At 70.1% G+C, this 15,461-nt stretch carries 15 protein-coding genes; 6 read left to right on the plus strand and 9 right to left on the minus strand.

Annotated features, from left to right (window positions below):
* The coding region (locus ICN82_RS19165; RefSeq protein WP_193186274.1) for a CYTH domain-containing protein at nt 1–951 on the minus strand (951 nt) is incomplete at its 3' end.
* A 136-nt stretch (nt 952–1,087) separates the two neighbouring features.
* Between ICN82_RS19165 and ICN82_RS19170 the strand changes: the two genes are divergently transcribed.
* Nucleotides 1,088–2,167, plus strand: coding sequence for a DUF3616 domain-containing protein (locus ICN82_RS19170; RefSeq protein WP_193186277.1), 1,080 nt, complete (start codon nt 1,088–1,090; stop codon nt 2,165–2,167).
* 379 nt (nt 2,168–2,546) lie between these two features.
* Here the strand turns inward: ICN82_RS19170 and cobS are convergent, their stop codons facing one another.
* Nucleotides 2,547–3,530 carry a cobaltochelatase subunit CobS gene (gene cobS, locus ICN82_RS19175; protein ID WP_193186279.1) on the minus strand — a complete coding sequence of 328 codons (984 nt, stop codon included), beginning with the start codon at nt 3,528–3,530 and terminating at the stop codon, nt 2,547–2,549.
* Between the two features lie 222 nt (nt 3,531–3,752).
* Between cobS and ICN82_RS19180 the strand changes: the two genes are divergently transcribed.
* Nucleotides 3,753–4,517, plus strand: coding sequence for an SDR family NAD(P)-dependent oxidoreductase (locus ICN82_RS19180; RefSeq protein ID WP_193186282.1), 765 nt, complete (start codon nt 3,753–3,755; stop codon nt 4,515–4,517).
* A 13-nt stretch (nt 4,518–4,530) separates the two neighbouring features.
* Here the strand turns inward: ICN82_RS19180 and ICN82_RS19185 are convergent, their stop codons facing one another.
* Nucleotides 4,531–5,703, minus strand: coding sequence for a BaiN/RdsA family NAD(P)/FAD-dependent oxidoreductase (locus ICN82_RS19185; protein ID WP_193186284.1), 1,173 nt, complete (start codon nt 5,701–5,703; stop codon nt 4,531–4,533).
* A 113-nt stretch (nt 5,704–5,816) separates the two neighbouring features.
* Here ICN82_RS19185 and msrA point away from each other — a divergent pair, with 113 nt between their 5' ends.
* Together msrA and ICN82_RS19195 are read left to right on the plus strand one after the other, a co-directional pair.
* Nucleotides 5,817–6,473: a peptide-methionine (S)-S-oxide reductase MsrA gene (gene msrA / locus ICN82_RS19190; protein ID WP_193186286.1), complete on the plus strand. Its 657-nt coding sequence runs from the start codon at nt 5,817–5,819 to the stop codon at nt 6,471–6,473.
* A 172-nt stretch (nt 6,474–6,645) separates the two neighbouring features.
* Nucleotides 6,646–7,119, plus strand: coding sequence for a hypothetical protein (locus tag ICN82_RS19195; RefSeq protein WP_193186289.1), 474 nt, complete (start codon nt 6,646–6,648; stop codon nt 7,117–7,119).
* 43 nt (nt 7,120–7,162) lie between these two features.
* Here the strand turns inward: ICN82_RS19195 and ilvN are convergent, their stop codons facing one another.
* The 6 genes from ilvN to ICN82_RS19225 form a co-directional block, all read right to left on the minus strand.
* A complete protein-coding gene (ilvN, locus tag ICN82_RS19200) occupies nt 7,163–7,726 on the minus strand; it encodes an acetolactate synthase small subunit (RefSeq protein WP_193186291.1) in 564 nt (187 codons plus the stop codon).
* A 40-nt stretch (nt 7,727–7,766) separates the two neighbouring features.
* Nucleotides 7,767–9,518, minus strand: a complete 1,752-nt coding sequence (locus ICN82_RS19205; RefSeq protein ID WP_193186294.1) for an acetolactate synthase 3 large subunit — start codon at nt 9,516–9,518, stop codon at nt 7,767–7,769.
* Nucleotides 9,519–9,828: 310 nt separating this feature from the next.
* Nucleotides 9,829–10,671, minus strand: coding sequence for an arginyltransferase (locus tag ICN82_RS19210; RefSeq protein WP_193186297.1), 843 nt, complete (start codon nt 10,669–10,671; stop codon nt 9,829–9,831).
* Nucleotides 10,672–10,768: 97 nt separating this feature from the next.
* Nucleotides 10,769–11,218: an RDD family protein gene (locus ICN82_RS19215; RefSeq protein WP_193186300.1), complete on the minus strand. Its 450-nt coding sequence runs from the start codon at nt 11,216–11,218 to the stop codon at nt 10,769–10,771.
* A gap of 57 nt (nt 11,219–11,275) precedes the next feature.
* On the minus strand, nt 11,276–11,668 hold the full coding sequence (locus tag ICN82_RS19220; RefSeq protein WP_193186303.1) for a DUF2852 domain-containing protein: 393 nt from the start codon (nt 11,666–11,668) through the stop codon (nt 11,276–11,278).
* Between the two features lie 185 nt (nt 11,669–11,853).
* Nucleotides 11,854–12,333 (minus strand): YbaK/EbsC family protein, encoded by a 480-nt coding sequence (locus ICN82_RS19225; protein ID WP_193186306.1) that lies wholly within the window; start codon nt 12,331–12,333, stop codon nt 11,854–11,856.
* 41 nt (nt 12,334–12,374) lie between these two features.
* Between ICN82_RS19225 and ICN82_RS19230 the strand changes: the two genes are divergently transcribed.
* Nucleotides 12,375–15,146 carry a [protein-PII] uridylyltransferase family protein gene (locus ICN82_RS19230; RefSeq protein WP_193186309.1) on the plus strand — a complete coding sequence of 924 codons (2,772 nt, stop codon included), beginning with the start codon at nt 12,375–12,377 and terminating at the stop codon, nt 15,144–15,146.
* A 30-nt stretch (nt 15,147–15,176) separates the two neighbouring features.
* A partial coding sequence (locus ICN82_RS19235) for a hypothetical protein (protein WP_193186312.1) occupies nt 15,177–15,461 on the plus strand: 285 nt, incomplete at its 3' end.

A 15,461-nucleotide genomic window follows, 5' to 3' on the forward strand; every position in this document is an offset into this window, starting at 1 on the left:
GGCCAGGGTAAAACGCTGCGTGCGCTTGCTGTCCAGCGCCGCGCGCAGCCGCGGCAGGTCCCGCTCCGCCCCTGCCTGCCGCCCGAGCCAGCGCGCCTCGGCCCGCAGATAGCCGCGGTCGCGCAGCTCCAGCGCCTTGCCGAAGATCTCCAGCGCCGCCGCCAGCCGCTCCGTGGCCAGGGCCAGCTGCCGGGGCCCCTCGGGATCCGTCCCCCGCCGGACCGCCGCGACATTCGCCGAGACCTGGCTGCTGCACTCGCCGAAGACCGCCGCCGCCGCCGGGCCGAGGCTCATGCCGGGCACCAGCCCTGCCGCCATCGGCCCGCGCGGCCCGCCGGGCAGCGCGGAGCTGCCGGTCGCCGCCAGAAGGTAGCCGCGATCGGATTTCGACAGCAGCGACGGCTCCGCCCCGCCGCCGGGCAGAAGCTCGGCGGCCAGCTGGTAGAGCGCCGCCAGCGGCCCGGCCTTCAGTTCCAGTTCCAGTTCCCGCACCGGCTCGGCCGCCGCGCCCGCGCGGACCTCGCCCTCGTCCAGCGCGATCTCCACCAGCGCCCCCCCGGCGGCAGGCAGGACCAGCACCCGGCGGCTGATCCGGGTTTCGCAGACCGGGTGCAGGCGGCGGGTGCCGATCACCTCGCGGACCCGGGCGCGCAGCGCCTCGCAGGGGATGGCGGCCGGGTCGATGCCGCCTCCGGCCAGCTCGGTCTCCGCCTCCTCGGCCACCTGCAGCCCGTCGCGGCTGCGGGTCTTGACCTTGACCGTCTGGAACCAGCGCGCCCCGTCGCGGCGCATCCGCAGCGTGATGCCCGCCTTGCGCAGGCGGTGCCGGGCAGTGTCGTGATAGACGCTGTGAAGGACATGCAGGCGGGGCGGGCCGAGCCGGTCCAGCCGCGCGCCGAGAAGCTGCAGCACCGCCGGGTCGAGGGTGAATTTCAGTTCCGTCTCGGGCATGATGCGGCGAAGATAGGGGCGGGCGGGACGCGATTCAATCGCCGCGCGGCCGCAGGGGCGGGGATCCGGCCCGGAACCCGGAGGGGCGGCCGGGGATTGGTCCGGCAGCGACGCATTGGCCGAGAGGGAGACAGCGATGAAGGACAGCGCGACCGGAACGGGCGCCGGGACGGCGGAGGATGCGCCGGAGGGCCGGGTGCGGCTGCAATTCGACCCTTCTGCGCATTCCGAGCAGGTGCATCGCGACATCTCCACCGTGACGCGTCATGGCGAGGTGCTGTTTCTCAGCTGCGACGAGACCGCCGGCATCGAGCGGCTGGTTCCCGTCAGCGGCGGCTGGGGCGGCCACGCCCATCTGGCGCTCGGCGATTTTCTCGACCTGCCCGGCGGGGCCGATGGCGAGATGGATATCGAGGGATTGGCCGTGGATGGCGACTGGCTGTGGTTCGCGGGGTCGCAATCGCTGAAACGCGGCAAGCCGGATGCGGAGGATCCGCCCGGCAAGAGGCTGGATTCGATGGCGCGGATCAAGTGGGACGTGAACCGCCAGGTGATCGGCCGGGTCCCGCTGGAGCGGCGCGAGGACGGGGTCTGGCCGGTGGGACAGGACGGGCCGCGCCGGGCCGCGATGCTGAAACCGGCAAAGCGCGGGCGGCTGCGCAAATGGCTGGCGGGCGATCCGCATCTGGACGCCTTCCTCGACATCCCCTCGAAGGATAACGGGCTGGATGCCGAGGGCCTGGCCGCGCGCGGCGACCGGCTGTGGCTCGGCCTGCGCGGGCCGGTGCTGCGCGGGCACACCGTGATCCTCGAGATGCGGATGAAGGAAACCGGGGATGGCTGGCTGAAGCCGCGCAAGCTGGAGGATGGCCGCCGCTACATCAAGCACCTGCTGCCGCTGGGCGGGCATGGCGTGCGCGACCTGGCCCTGGACGGAGACGACATCCTCGTGCTGACGGGCACGCCCTTGGATGCCGGGGGGCGCTCGGCCGTGTGGCGCTGGCGCGACGGCACCCGGGTGCGCGAGGGCGGGGTGCGCCCCGCCTCCGAAGTCGCCTTGGCCCGCGCGCTGCCCTATCGCGGCAATACCGACAATCCCGAGGGGCTGGTGCGCTGGGACGACGCGCGCTGGCTGATCACCCATGACAGCCCGGCCGCGCACAGGCTGGGCGGCGATGACGCGCTGGAGGCCGATCTGTGGTGCCTGGAGGGCTGAGCCCCGCCGCGTGGTAAACGCCGCGGTCCGGCGCCGGCGCCTTGCGGCGCTGGGGCGGCGCGGCGCGGGCGGGACGCGGCGATTCACCATGGCAGGGCAGGGGGATGCCGGGGTTAACTTCCGGGCAAGCGCGGCGGGCTAGCTGCGGGGCATCGTCAACCCGCCAACCTCCGGAGTCCCGCCATGGTCGCCTTCGCCACCGCCATCCTGTCCAACCCCGTCTGCCTCGGGATCCTCGCCTTCTACGGCGCGGTTCTGGTGATCCGCCTGCGCACCTGAGCCGCCGGTCCCGCGCCGGTGAACGCAAAGCCCCGCCCGCAGCAGGGCCGGGGCGGGGCTGATCCGTGGCGCGGCGCGCCGCGCGGCCGGGAAGGCCCGGTCAGATCGACAGCGAGGCCGCGCTTTCGGGCAGTTCCTCGTCGAAGCAGCGCTGGTAGAACTCGGCCACGATCTGGCGCTCCAGCTCGTCGCACTTGTTGAGGAAGGACAGCCGGAACGCATAGCCGATATTGCGGAAGATCTCGGCATTCTGCGCCCAGGCGATGACCGTGCGCGGGCTCATCACCGTGGAGAGGTCGCCATTCATGAAGGCGGTCCGCGTCAGGTCGGCGACGGTCACCATCTGGCTGATCTGCTTGCGCCCGGCGGCCGTGTTGTAATTGGGGTTCTTGGCCAGGACGATCGCGGTCTCGGCATCATGCGACAGGTAGTTCAGCGTCGCGACCAGCGACCAGCGGTCCATCTGGCCCTGGTTGATCTGCTGGGTGCCGTGATAGAGGCCGGTCGTGTCGCCCAGCCCCACCGTGTTGGCGGTGGCGAAGATGCGGAATCCCGGATGCGGGGTCAGCACGCGGTTCTGGTCCAGCAGGGTCAGCTTGCCGTCGGTTTCCAGCACGCGCTGGATCACGAACATCACGTCGGCGCGCCCGGCATCGTATTCGTCGAAGACGATCGCGCAGGGATTGGACAGGGCCCAGGGCAGGATGCCTTCCTGGAACTCGGTGACCTGCACGCCGTCCTTCAGCTTGATCGCGTCCTTGCCGATCAGGTCGATCCGGCTGATATGGCTGTCGAGGTTCACCCGCACCGTCGGCCAGTTCAGGCGCGCGGCGACCTGCTCGATATGGCTCGACTTGCCGGTGCCGTGATAGCCCTGGATCATCACCCGGCGGTTATGGGAGAACCCGGCCAGGATCGCCAGCGTGGTATCGGGGTCGAACTTGTAGGTCGGGTCGCGCTCCGGCACGCGGTCGGTCGGCTCGGCGAAGCCCTTCACCTTCATGTCGGTATCGATCCCGAACACCTCGCGGACCGAAATTTCCTCGGTGGGTTTCGCACTCGTCGTCATCGTTCCGTCCGCCATGTCCGCGTCCCTTGGTCTTGAAGCCTTGGGATGCAACATATGCCGCGGGCGTGCAAGGGGAGGCGCGACAAAACCGCGTGGCCCCGCCCGCCGCGCGGCCGGGCTGCGCATCCTGCGGGCAGGCACGCGACGGTGATCGCGCCTGCCGGAACAGCCCCGGGTCCGGACGGGTTGCGCATCCGGGGTGCAGGACCGCCCCGTGACAGCAGCAAGGAGACCGATATGACCCGCTTTGCCGACAAGACCGTGATCGTCACCGGCGCAGGCTCGGGGATGGGGGCCGCCACCGCGCGCAAATTCGCCGCCGAGGGGGCCAATGTCGTCCTGGCCGGACGCCGGGCCGAGCCGCTGGAGGCCGTCGCGCGCGACCTGCCCGAGGGGCGCGCGCTGGCCGTGACCGCCGATGTCACCCAGCCCGGGGATGCCGCGCGGCTGGTCGCCGCGACGCTGGAGCGCTTCGGCGCGCTCGACGTGCTGGTCAACAATGCCGGAACCGCCCGCACCGGCCGCATCGACGCGCTGCCCGAGGAAGACTGGGACATGGTGATCGAGACCGACCTGACCGGGGTCTATCGCATGACGCGCGCGGCCTGGGAGGCGCTCGCAGCCTCGGGCGGCAACGTGGTCAACACCTCCTCCGTCTCGGGGCTGGGCGGCGACTGGGGGATGTTCGCCTATAACGCGGCCAAGGGCGGGGTCAGCAACCTGACCCGCGCGCTTGCGCTGGATTACGCCTCTTCCGGCATCCGCGTGAATGCCGTCGCGCCGGGCTATACCCGGACCCCCATGGCCGAGGGGATCGGCGAGGATGATGCACTGCGCGCGAAATTCGAGGAACGCATCCCGATGGGGCGCGGCGCCGAGCCCGAAGAAGTGGCCGATGCCATCGCCTTCCTGGCCTCCGCCGAGGCGGGGTTCGTCAATGGCGTGAACCTGCCGGTGGATGGCGGGCTGTCGGCCTCGAACGGCCAGCCGCCCCAGGCGTGATCCCGCGCCGGGCTCAGACCCGGCGCCTCCCGGCGGCCGCCTCCCCGGCGGCGCGGCCCGAGGACCAGGCCCACTGGAAATTGTAGCCGCCGAGCCAGCCGGTCACGTCCACCGCCTCGCCGATGGCATGAAGCCCCGGCACCGCCTTTGCCTCCATCGTGCGCGAGGACAGCGCGGCGGTGGAAATGCCGCCCGCCGTCACCTCGGCCTTGGCATAGCCCTCCGTGCCGGTGGGGCGGAAGGTCAGCGCCGACAGCTCCCCCGCCACCCGCTCCAGCTCGGCATCCGGGCAGTTGCCCATCTCGGTCTGCATCCCGATCCGTGCGGCCATCACCTCGGCCAGGCGGTTGGGCAGATGCTCGGTCAGGGCGGCGCGCAGATGCGACCGCGGCATCCGGCGCCGCGCCTCGCGCAGCACCCCCATCGCATCGGGCAGCAGCGACAGCGTCACCGGATCGCCCGGGCGCCAATAGGACGAGACCTGCAGGATCGCCGGTCCCGACAGGCCGCGATGGGTGAAAAGCGCGGCCTCGGAAAAGCCGGTCCCGCCCGCCTCCGCCGTCACCGGGCAGGAGACGCCCGAGATCTCGCGGAAGGCCCGGTCCTCTTCGCCCAGGGTCAGCGGCACCAGCGCCGGGCGCGGCGTCACCACGGGCAGGCCGAACCGTTCGGCGATCCGGTAGGCGATGCCGCTGGCGCCCATCTTGGGGATCGACGGCCCGCCCGTGGCGATGATCAGCTGCGGCGCGCTTGCGCCCGCCACGCGGAACAGCCCGTCGCCATGGCCGATCTCGCCGATCTGCGCCGACAGCCGGATCTCGACCCCGCCCCTGGCGCATTCGGCCAGCAGCATCGCCACCACCTGCCGCGCCGAGCCGTCGCAGAACAGCTGGCCCAGCGTCTTCTCGTGCCAGGCGATGCCGTGGCGGTCGATCAGGGACAGGAAATCCCACTGGGTATAGCGCGCCAGCGCCGATTTGGCGAAATGCGGGTTCTCCGACAGGAAGCAGCCCGGCTCCACGCCCATATTGGTGAAGTTGCAGCGCCCGCCGCCCGAGATCAGGATCTTCTTGCCCGCCTTGTCGGCATGATCCAGAAGAAGCACGCGCGCGCCCGCCTGTCCGGCCGTCGCCGCCGCCATCATCCCGGCCGCCCCGGCCCCCAGCACGATTACATCATGATCCATCCCCGCCCTCTACGATCCCTGCGCGCAGGGGAAAAGGGGCCATTGCCCGCCGCGCGATGACAAGCCGCCCCGCGGTGCCTATATCAGCGGGGAACCGGATAAAGGAGCAGGCGATGTTCTTCACGCAGACGGCAAAGACGCGGATGGTCCCGGCGGCGGAGGCCCTGCCGGGACGTCCCGCCCCGATCCCGACCGCCCCCGCGCATTTCGTTTCCGGGCGCCCGCTGGCGGCGCCGGTCCCCGAGGGGATGGAGGAGGCGGTCTTCGGCATGGGCTGCTTCTGGGGGGTGGAGCGGATGTTCTGGAGCCTCCCCGGCGTCTGGCTGACCATGGTCGGCTATACGGGCGGGTACACGCCCAACCCGCTCTACGAGGAGGTCTGCAGCGGCCGCACCGGCCATAACGAGGTGGTGCGGGTCATCTTCGATCCCGCGGCGACCAGCTACGAGGCGCTGCTGAAGGTGTTCTGGGAAGGCCATGACCCGACCCAGGGGATGCGCCAGGGCAATGATGTCGGCACGCAGTACCGCTCGGGCATCTATACCTTCTCCGCCGCGCAGCAGGCCGCGGCCGAGGCCTCGCGCGATGTCTTCGCCCCGCGGCTCAAGGCGGCCGGGCTGGGCGAGGTGACGACCGAGATCCTGCCCGCGCCGGACTTCTACTTCGCCGAGGATTATCACCAGCAGTACCTGGCGAAGAACCCGCGCGGCTATTGCGGGATCGGCGGCACCGGCGTGACCTGCCCGATCGGCACCGGCCTGACCGCCTGATCTGTAACATCGGGGCGCTGGCGGGGCGGAATGTTACAGTTCCGCCCCCTGTCCGGGCCCCGGAGGGAGGCGCGGCTCACATCCGGGCAAGCCGCCGTGTGGGCCGGGGACGGCGCGGGGGGCCGCCTGCTAGAAAGGCGCATCCGTTTCGCGCCATTCCAGGAGCCCGCCCATGCCCGCCGCCCGTTCCCGCCGCTTCGCCCATCGCGTCGTCACCATGCTGACCGCCGGGGCCTTTGCCACCGTCGCCTTCGATTTCTTCGGGCAGAGCCTGTCGCCGGGGCTGGGATTTTCCGGACTGGCGCCGGTGCCCCTGGCCAATCAGGTGATCCGCACCGTCACCGGCGCGGAAAGCCTGCCCGGCGCCCATGCGCTGCATTACCTGGCGGGGATGATCGGCTATCCGGGCGGCTGGGTCTTCGTCGCCGAGCCGCTGCGGCGGCGGCTGGTGCCGGGCCTGGCCTGGCCGGTGGCCGCGCTGCTTTACGGTGTCGCCCTGTGGGTCTTCGCGCTGTGGGTCATGGCCTCGCTGGTGGCGGGCAACCCGCCTTTCCTGGGCTTTGCCCAGATCGCCTGGGTGGCGCTGGCGGGGCATGTCCTCTTCGCGCTGGTCGCCGCGCTGGTCACGCGGATCCGCGGCGACTGAGGCCGCGCGGGCCGGGCAGGGGCAGGCCCCCGCCCGGCCGGGCTCACGCGGCGCCGCGGCTCAGCGCGGCAACGCCGGTGCGGGCGATCTCGACCAGGCCCAGGGGCCGCATCAGATCGGCTAGGGCATCGACCTTCTCCGACGTGCCGGTGATCTCGAAGACGAAGCTTTCCAGCGAGGTATCGACCACCTTGGCGCGGAAGATATCGGCCAGGCGCAGCGCCTCGACGCGCTTCTCGCCGGTGCCCGCGACCTTGAGCAGCGCCAGCTCGCGCTCCACCGCCTGGCCCTCGACCGTCAGGTCATGGACATCATGGACCGGCACCATCCGGCCCAGCTGCGCCTTGATCTGCTCGATCACCTGCGGTGTGCCGGTGGTGACGATGGTGATGCGCGAGCGGTGGCCCTGGTGATCGACCTCCGCCACGGTGAGGCTGTCGATATTGTAGCCGCGGCCCGAGAACAGGCCGATGACGCGGGCGAGCACGCCGGATTCGTTGTCGACCAGCACGGCCAGCGTGTGACGTTCCATCACGTCGCTCATATGGCTGCGCAGGTCATAGGCCGAATGCTTGGACGAGCCCTTCTTGATCTGAAGTGCGGACATGGGGACTGCTCCGTTGTCGTGTCGTTGAGGCGGCGCCGGATCAGACCAGCGCGGCGCCCTTGCCCTGGATCGCGTTGGTGGCCACCGCATCGCCCAGCAGCATCTTGTTATGCGCCTCGCCCGAGGGGATCATCGGCAGGCAGTTCTCGTGCTTCTCGACCAGGCAGTCGAAGATCACCGGCCCGTCATAGCGGATCATCTCCATGATCGCGTCGTCCAGATCCGCCGGATCCTTGCACTGGATGCCCTTGGCGCCGAAGGCCTCGGCCAGCTTGACGAAATCCGGCAGCGCCTCGGACCAGGACTGGCTGTAGCGTTCGCCATGCAGCAGCTGCTGCCACTGGCGCACCATGCCGAGCCGTTCGTTGTTGAGGATGAACTGCTTGACCGGCAGGCCGAATTGCATCGCGGTGCCCATTTCCTGCATGTTCATCAGCCAGGAGGCCTCGCCCGCGACATTGATGACCAGCGCGTCGCGATGCGCCACCTGCGCGCCGATCGAGGCGGGGAAGCCGTAGCCCATCGTGCCCAGCCCGCCCGAGGTCAGCCAGCGGTTGGGATCCTCGAAGCCCAGGAACTGCGCCGCCCACATCTGGTGCTGGCCCACCTCGGTGGAGACATAGCGGTCCATCCCCTTGGTCAGCGCCTCGAGGCGCTGCAGGGCGTATTGCGGCTTGATGACGGTCTCGGACCCCTTGTAGCGCAGGCAGTCGACCTTGCGCCATTCGGCGATCTTCGCCCACCATTTCTTCAGCCCGTCGCGGTTCACCTTGCGCCCGCGCGCCTTCCACAGGTTCAGCGCCTGTTCCAGCACATGGCCGACATCGCCGATGATCGGCACCTCCACCGGGATCACCTTGTTGATCGAGGAGGGGTCGATATCGATATGCACCTTCTGCGATTTCGGGCTGAAATCCTGCACGCGGCCGGTGATGCGGTCGTCGAAGCGGGCGCCGACATTGATCATCACGTCGCAGTCATGCATCGCCAGGTTGGCCTCGTAGAGCCCGTGCATCCCCAGCATGCCCAGCCAGGCCTCGCCCGAGGCCGGATAGGCGCCCAGCCCCATCAGCGTCGACGTGACGGGGAAGCCCGTGGCCGAGATGAATTCGCGCAGGAGCTGCGAGGCCGCGGGACCCGAATTGATGACGCCGCCGCCGGTATAGAAGATCGGCCGCTCGGCCGTTTCCATCAGCTCGACCATGCGCTCGATCGCCTCGGCATCGCCCTTCACCTTCGGCTGGTAATGCGAGGTGCGCGCCTTCTTCGGCTCGGTATAGGCGGCGGAGGCGAATTGCACATCCTTGGGGATGTCCACCAGCACCGGCCCCGGACGGCCCGAGCGCGCCACGTGGAAGGCCTGGTGGATGACGTTCGACAGATCGGCCGTGTCCTTGACCAGCCAGTTATGCTTGGTGCAGGGGCGGGTGATGCCCACCGTGTCGGCCTCCTGGAAGGCGTCATTGCCGATCATGAAGGTCGGCACCTGGCCCGACAGCACCACCAGCGGGATCGAATCCATCAGCGCATCGGTCAGCCCGGTCACGGCATTGGTCGCGCCGGGGCCCGAGGTCACCAGCGCGCAGCCCACCTTGCCGGTGGAGCGGGCATAGCCTTCGGCCGCATGCACGGCCGCCTGTTCGTGGCGCACCAGGATGTGCTGGATGTCGGACTGCTGGAAGATCTCGTCATAGATCGGAAGGACGGCGCCGCCGGGATAGCCGAAAACCACCTCGACCCCCTGATCCTTCAGGGCCTGAACAACCATTCTCGCGCCGGTCATCTTCGTCATCTCGTCCACTCCGTCATGGCGGCATTGCGGTGCCCCGGACCGGGTCCGTGCCTGCAGAAACAAAAAAGCCCCCGGAGTTACTCGGGGGCGCATGGGGATCATCCAGGGTCCGTCACCGGCCCATGCGCTGTCGTCCTGCAAGTACGATCCGGAGATCCATCGGGGGCATCCTTCCTCTAGTGCCGCCTTCTGTATGCGCTCCGTCCCGGGGCGTCAACCGAAAACAATTAAGCAAATCGCAGGCGCCCGCGGTTGTAATTTTGTTGCGCGGATGCGGGGAGTCCCGTGCGGCGGGCGCGGTCCGGGCGGATCAGCGTTTCTGCGGCGGTGCCATCGTGTCGGGCAGCGAGATCTTTGCCACCTGTTCGGCGATCGGGTCGATCGACAGGGGATGGGCGGTGCCGCTATGCGCCGCGGGATCGCCCAGGTCGATCCAGCGGCCGTTCTTGTAGATCTCCAGGCTGCCGAATTTCGACTTGTAGGCCATCTTGGGACTGCCCGGCACCCAGTAGCCCAGATAGACATAGGGCAGCCCCGCCTCGCGGGCGATGGCGATATGGTCGAGGATGACATAGGTGCCCAGCGACCGGCGCTCCAGCCCCGGCTGGTAGAAGGAATAGACCATCGACAGCCCGTCATCGAGCACGTCGGTCAGGCATACGGCAGTCAGCGCGCCGCGGTCGCCGCGGGTCTCGGGCGGGCGGCTGTATTCGATCACGCGGCTGCGGATCGGCGTTTCCTCGACCATGGCGGCGAATTCGAAGATGTCCATGTCGGCCATGCCGCCATCGGCATGGCGGCTGTCCAGGTAGTCCCGGAACAGGGCGAACTGGTCTTCCGTCGCCCAGGGCGAGGTGGCGCGCCGGGTCAGGTCGGCATTGCGCGACAGCGTCCGGCGCTGGCTGCGGCCGGGCTTGAAATCGGCGACGCGGATCCGCGCCGAGAGGCAGGCCATGCATTCCGCGCAGGACGGCCGGTAGAGCACGTTCTGCGAGCGCCGGAATCCCTGCTTGGACAGCGCGTTGTTCAGCGTCTCGGCATAGTCGCCCTGCAGCGCGGTGAACAGCTTGCGCTCCATCCGGCCCGGCAGGTAGGGGCAGGGCTGCGGCGCGGTCACGTAGAACTGGGGGGCGAGGGGAAGGCTGTGGCGCATGATCTTCGTGTCTGGAACGATCCGAGCCTAGCAATGCTTGGCCCCTGCGCCAAGACCCTATTGGATCAGGGAAACGCGAGGTCCCGGCCCGCAGTGGTCAGATCTGCGCCCTGTTGATCATCGCCGTGCCCAGGATCAGGTCGTGCAGCCCCTGGCCGCGACGGCTGGCACACATCACCGCGATCGAGATCAGCTGCGCGGGAAAGACCATGGTCATCGCCAGATAGGCCCCGGCATGGGCGGCGGCGATGGTCGCGCCGGGCTGCGTGCCGTCCTGGTTGCGCAGCTCGATCCCGGCAAAGCGCATCCCCCATGTCGCGCCCGAACGGCTCAGCGTCGCCCAGCGGTAGAGGAAGCTGACCGCCAGCCACAGGACCGGCAGGAAGAACAGCCCGGTGAAGGCCGTCAGCGGGATCGCCAGCATCACCAGGCCGGTGATCAGCACGAGGTCGACAAGCCAGGCCAGGAACCGGCGCCGCAGGACGCCGTCATAGAAGGCACGGCCGGTTTCGGGGTCGGGGAGGCCCCAATAGGGATTGGTATGCATCTCGTCTCTCTGCTCGGGAAGGGGGCGGCCCGGAAGATCCGGGCCGCCATCGCGGGATCAGGCCTGTTCGGGCTGGCCGGGCGCCGTGGCGCGGCGGGCGCGGTCCTCCATGAACTGGTCGAACTCGGTCTTGTCCTTGGCCTCGCGCAGGCGGCGCAGGAATTCCTGGAAGGCATCCTGCTCTTCCTCCAGGCGCCGGAGCGTCTCGGCCTTGTAGGCATCGAAGGCGCTGTTGCCCGAAGAGGTGAAGGCGGTCCTGGCACGGGTCATCTTGCGGGTATGCTTGCAGCCGGAAAACATGCGTTTGCTCCAGATCATGTAGGCGAGAAGGGCGAGGCCGACAGGCCAGAAGAGAATGAAACCGAGAACCATGGCCGCGATCCAGGCGCCCTTGCCGCGCTGGTCAAGCCATTGTTCCGCCTGGCCGGGCCAGGAAGCGACTGCGTTCATCTTGGTCTCCTTGTCACCGGGTCCGATGTGAACCCGTTTCACATGTCCTAGATGTGAAGCCCCTTAACTTCCTGCAAGGGGGTGATGTGAAAGTTTTTCACATCACCGCCCTCCGCGGCCCGGCCGCCGCCCGCCGGGCCTTTCGCCGGCGGATCCTCGAGGGAATGGACGTCGGGGCTGGCTGTTCAGCGCGCGGTCTCGGTGAACTCTCCGCGCCGCGCCCCCGATATCTGCAGCAGGTCCGCGGGCGCGATGGAGAAGACATGGCGCGGCGTGCCGGCGGCGGCCCAGATTTCGTCGAACTCCGCCAGGCGCGGGTCCCAGAAAGCGCGCGGCGGCTGCAGGTGACCGACAGGCGCGACCCCGCCGATGGCAAAGCCGGTCTGCGCGCGCACCCAGGCGGCATCGGCCCCGGCCAGGTCCTCTCCGGCCAGCGCCGCGGCCCGCGCCGGGCAGACCCGGTTTCCCCCGGCCGTGACGAAGAGAAGCGCCTGCCCGCTGGCGGCGCCGCGGAACAGGATCGACTTGGCGATCTGGTCCAATGCGCAGCCCACCGCATCGGCGGCGGCCTGCGCGGTGCGCGTGCCCTCGGGAAATTCCCGGACCGGCGGGTCCAGCCCTGCGGCGGCAAGTGCCGCCATGACCCGTTTCAAACTGCGGCTCACCTGATACTCCTGTCCCTGACCCTGGCTGCCGGAGGATACCCATGACCCTGACCGATCTCATCCGCCGCCATCCGCGCCCCTACGAGCCGGAGCGCGCCGCCGACACGCTGGCGAAGCTGCCCGATCCCGGCGCGGCGCGCAATCTGCTGGAAGGGGTCGCGGGGTGCAGCCCCTACCTGGCCGGGCTGATGACCCGCGAGGCCGCCTGGCTGGAGCAGGCGCTGGCCGCCGATCCCGCGACCACCCTTGCGCAGGTGCTGGACGCGCTGGAACCCGGCCCCGCGAAGGAGACCGGCGCCGCGCTGCGCGTGGCCAAGCGGCGCGTCGCGCTGCTGGCGGGGCTGGCCGATTGCGGCGGGGTCTGGGACCTGGCGCAGGTGACCGGCGCGCTGACGCGGCTGTCGGACCGGGCCGTCGAGGTGGCGCTGCAGACGGTGCTGGCGCCGCTGCTGCGGGCGGGCAAGATCCCCGGCCAGACCGAGGCGGACCTGGCGACCTGCGCCGGGCTGACGGTGCTCTCCATGGGCAAGACCGGCGCACGCGAGCTGAACTATTCCTCCGATATCGACCTGATCGTGCTGTTCGACGATGACCGCTTCTCCTCCGCCGACCTGCCCGAGGCGCGGATGCAGTTCATCCGCGCGGTGCGCAAGGCGATGGCGCTGCTGTCGGACCTGACCGGCGAGGGCTATGTCTTCCGCACCGACCTGCGGCTGCGGCCGGACCCGTCGGTGACGCCGGTGGCGATGGCGATCTCGGCGGCGATCCGCTATTACGAGAGCCTCGGGCGCACCTGGGAACGCGCGGCCTTCATCAAGGCGCGGCCCTCCTCGGGGGATCTGCGCGCCGGGCGCGATTTCCTGCAGGAAATCCGCCCCTTCATCTGGCGCCGCCACCTGGATTTCGCCACCATCGAGGAAACCCAGGAGATGCAGGCCAAGATCCGGTCGCAGAAGAACACCTGGGACGGCACGCGGCTGGACGGGCGCAACCTGAAACTGGGCCCGGGCGGCATCCGCGAGATCGAGTTCTTCACCCAGACCCGCCAGATGATCGCCGGCGGGCGCGACCCGTCCCTGCGCGTGCGCGGCACCTGCAGCGGGCTGGAGCGGCTGGCCGAGGCGGGCTGGATCCCGCAGGAGGATGCCGCTGCCCTGGCCGCGCGGTACCGCAGCCTGCGCAGCTGGGAGCACCGGGTGCAGATGATCCAGGATGCCCAGACCCATGCGCTGCCCAGGGATGCGGCGGGCTGGGACCGGCTGGCGGCCTTCCTCGACCGGCCCGATGCCGCGGCGCTGCGCGCCGAGATGGCGCAATGCTTCGAGACGGTGCAGGGGCTGACCGCACCGCTGATGCTGCCGCGCCGCGCGGAAGAGACCGCGCCCGCCGATCCGCGCGCCGCCGAGGTGGCCGAGCGCTGGCACGGTTTCGCGGCGCTGCGCTCGGACCGGGCGCGGGCGATCCTGGCGCGGCTGCTGCCCGATCTGCTGCGCCGCTTCGAGCGGGCGGCGAAACCCGAGGAGGCGCTGCTGCAATTCGAGCGGTTCCTGTCGCGGCTGCCCGCCGGGGTGCAGGTCTTCTCGCTGTTCGAGGCCAACCCGCACCTGATCGACCTGATGGTCGACATCGCGTCCTCCTCGCCGGTCCTGGCCGAGTACCTGTCGCGCAATGCGCAGGTGCTGGACGCGGTGATCGGCGGCAGCTTCTTCGCGCCCTGGCCCGGGCGGGCGGGGCTGGCGGCGGACCTGTCCGAGACGCTGGACCAGGATGGCGGCGATTACGAGCAGATCCTCGACGGCACCCGGCGCTGGCACCGCGAATGGCGGTTCCGCATCGGCGTGCATCTTCTTCGCGGGCTGATCGATGCCTCCGAGGCGGCGGCGCAGTATTCCGACCTGGCCGAGGCGGTGCTGGAGGTGCTGGCCCCCGCCGTGGTCGCGCAATTCGCCGAGAAGCACGGCCATCTTCCCGGCGGCGGGGCGGTGCTGGTGGGGATGGGCTCGCTGGGGGCGCGCAGCCTCGCGGCAAGTTCCGACCTGGACCTGATCGTGATCTACGACGCCCCGGCGGAGGCTGTCTCGGACGGGGCGCGCGCCCTGGATGTGCGCAGCTATTACGCGCGGCTGACCAAGGCCTTCGTCACGGCGCTTTCGGCGCAGATGTCCGAGGGCACGCTCTACGAGGTCGACATGCGGCTGCGCCCCTCTGGACGGCAGGGCCCCGTGGCCACCAGCTGGAGCGGCTTCCGGCGCTACCAGCGCGAGGAAGCCTGGACCTGGGAGCACATGGCGCTCACGCGGGCGCGCGTGATCGCCGGGCCGCAGCCCCTGGCCGAGGCCTTCGAGACCTTCCGCCGCGAAATCGTCGCCGGACACGCCGACCGGGGCCGGGTGTTCCGCGACCTTGCCGAGATGCGCGAGCGGCTGCGCACCGGCAAGCCGCAGAAAGGCCCCTGGGATACCGAGAACGGGCCCGGCGGCCGGCAGGATATCGAGCTTCTGGCCCAGGCCTGCGCGCTGGTGGCGGGCTCGGCCGAGCGCGACCCGCTGCTGCAGCTGGGCACAGGCGATCTGGCGCCCGAAGCCGCCGGGCGGCTGGGCGAGCAGCTGCGGCTCTGGGCGGTGCTGAAACAGGCGGGGCGGCTGCTGAGCGGGGGGCGGCCCGACCCGTCGCATCTGGGCCAGGGCGGGCGCGACATGCTGCTGCGCGACACCGCCATGCCCGATATCGGCACGCTGGAGGCCCGCATCGCCGAGGGGCGCGCGGCGGCGGCGCAGCTGGTGGATCAGGCGGTCCGCGCCGGGGCGGATTGACAGGTTGTCGCAGATCGCTAGCGTAGCCTCATGCCGACTCGCGCCCCGATACCCGATGCCGATCCCGAAGGACTGATCCGAGATGCCTACCGGATCGAGGGCATCGCCGCCCAGGAGTGCCGGGCGATCTTCCTCGACTGGTCGCTGTCGATCCCCGAGGGGCTGGAACCCGCGCTGGCGCTGCGCGCGCTGCTGGAACGCCATGGCGGGACGCATCCGGACCATCCCATGACCTGCATCATTGCCCATAACATGGCCGCCGCCCCGGCGCCGCGCCGTCGTCGCGGGCGGGGGCGCGGGCGCGGCGGGGTCGCG

The organism is Mangrovicoccus algicola, from assembly GCF_014903745.1.
GTDB lineage: Bacteria > Pseudomonadota > Alphaproteobacteria > Rhodobacterales > Rhodobacteraceae > Mangrovicoccus > Mangrovicoccus algicola.

What these genes read in the sequence shown, in the direction of transcription:
- ICN82_RS19205 (WP_193186294.1), bottom strand. Translation starts at nt 9,518, where the DNA reads ATGACGAAGATGACCGGCGCGAGAATGGTTGTTCAGGCCCTGAAGGAT.
- cobS (WP_193186279.1), bottom strand. Translation starts at nt 3,530, where the DNA reads ATGGCGGACGGAACGATGACGACGAGTGCGAAACCCACCGAGGAAATT.
- ICN82_RS19185 (WP_193186284.1), bottom strand. Translation starts at nt 5,703, where the DNA reads ATGGATCATGATGTAATCGTGCTGGGGGCCGGGGCGGCCGGGATGATG.
- ilvN (WP_193186291.1), bottom strand. Translation starts at nt 7,726, where the DNA reads ATGTCCGCACTTCAGATCAAGAAGGGCTCGTCCAAGCATTCGGCCTAT.
- ICN82_RS19210 (WP_193186297.1), bottom strand. Translation starts at nt 10,671, where the DNA reads ATGCGCCACAGCCTTCCCCTCGCCCCCCAGTTCTACGTGACCGCGCCG.
- ICN82_RS19220 (WP_193186303.1), bottom strand. Translation starts at nt 11,668, where the DNA reads ATGAACGCAGTCGCTTCCTGGCCCGGCCAGGCGGAACAATGGCTTGAC.
- ICN82_RS19195 (WP_193186289.1), top strand. Translation starts at nt 6,646, where the DNA reads ATGCCCGCCGCCCGTTCCCGCCGCTTCGCCCATCGCGTCGTCACCATG.
- msrA (WP_193186286.1), top strand. Translation starts at nt 5,817, where the DNA reads ATGTTCTTCACGCAGACGGCAAAGACGCGGATGGTCCCGGCGGCGGAG.
- ICN82_RS19215 (WP_193186300.1), bottom strand. Translation starts at nt 11,218, where the DNA reads ATGCATACCAATCCCTATTGGGGCCTCCCCGACCCCGAAACCGGCCGT.
- ICN82_RS19170 (WP_193186277.1), top strand. Translation starts at nt 1,088, where the DNA reads ATGAAGGACAGCGCGACCGGAACGGGCGCCGGGACGGCGGAGGATGCG.
- ICN82_RS19230 (WP_193186309.1), top strand. Translation starts at nt 12,375, where the DNA reads ATGACCCTGACCGATCTCATCCGCCGCCATCCGCGCCCCTACGAGCCG.
- ICN82_RS19180 (WP_193186282.1), top strand. Translation starts at nt 3,753, where the DNA reads ATGACCCGCTTTGCCGACAAGACCGTGATCGTCACCGGCGCAGGCTCG.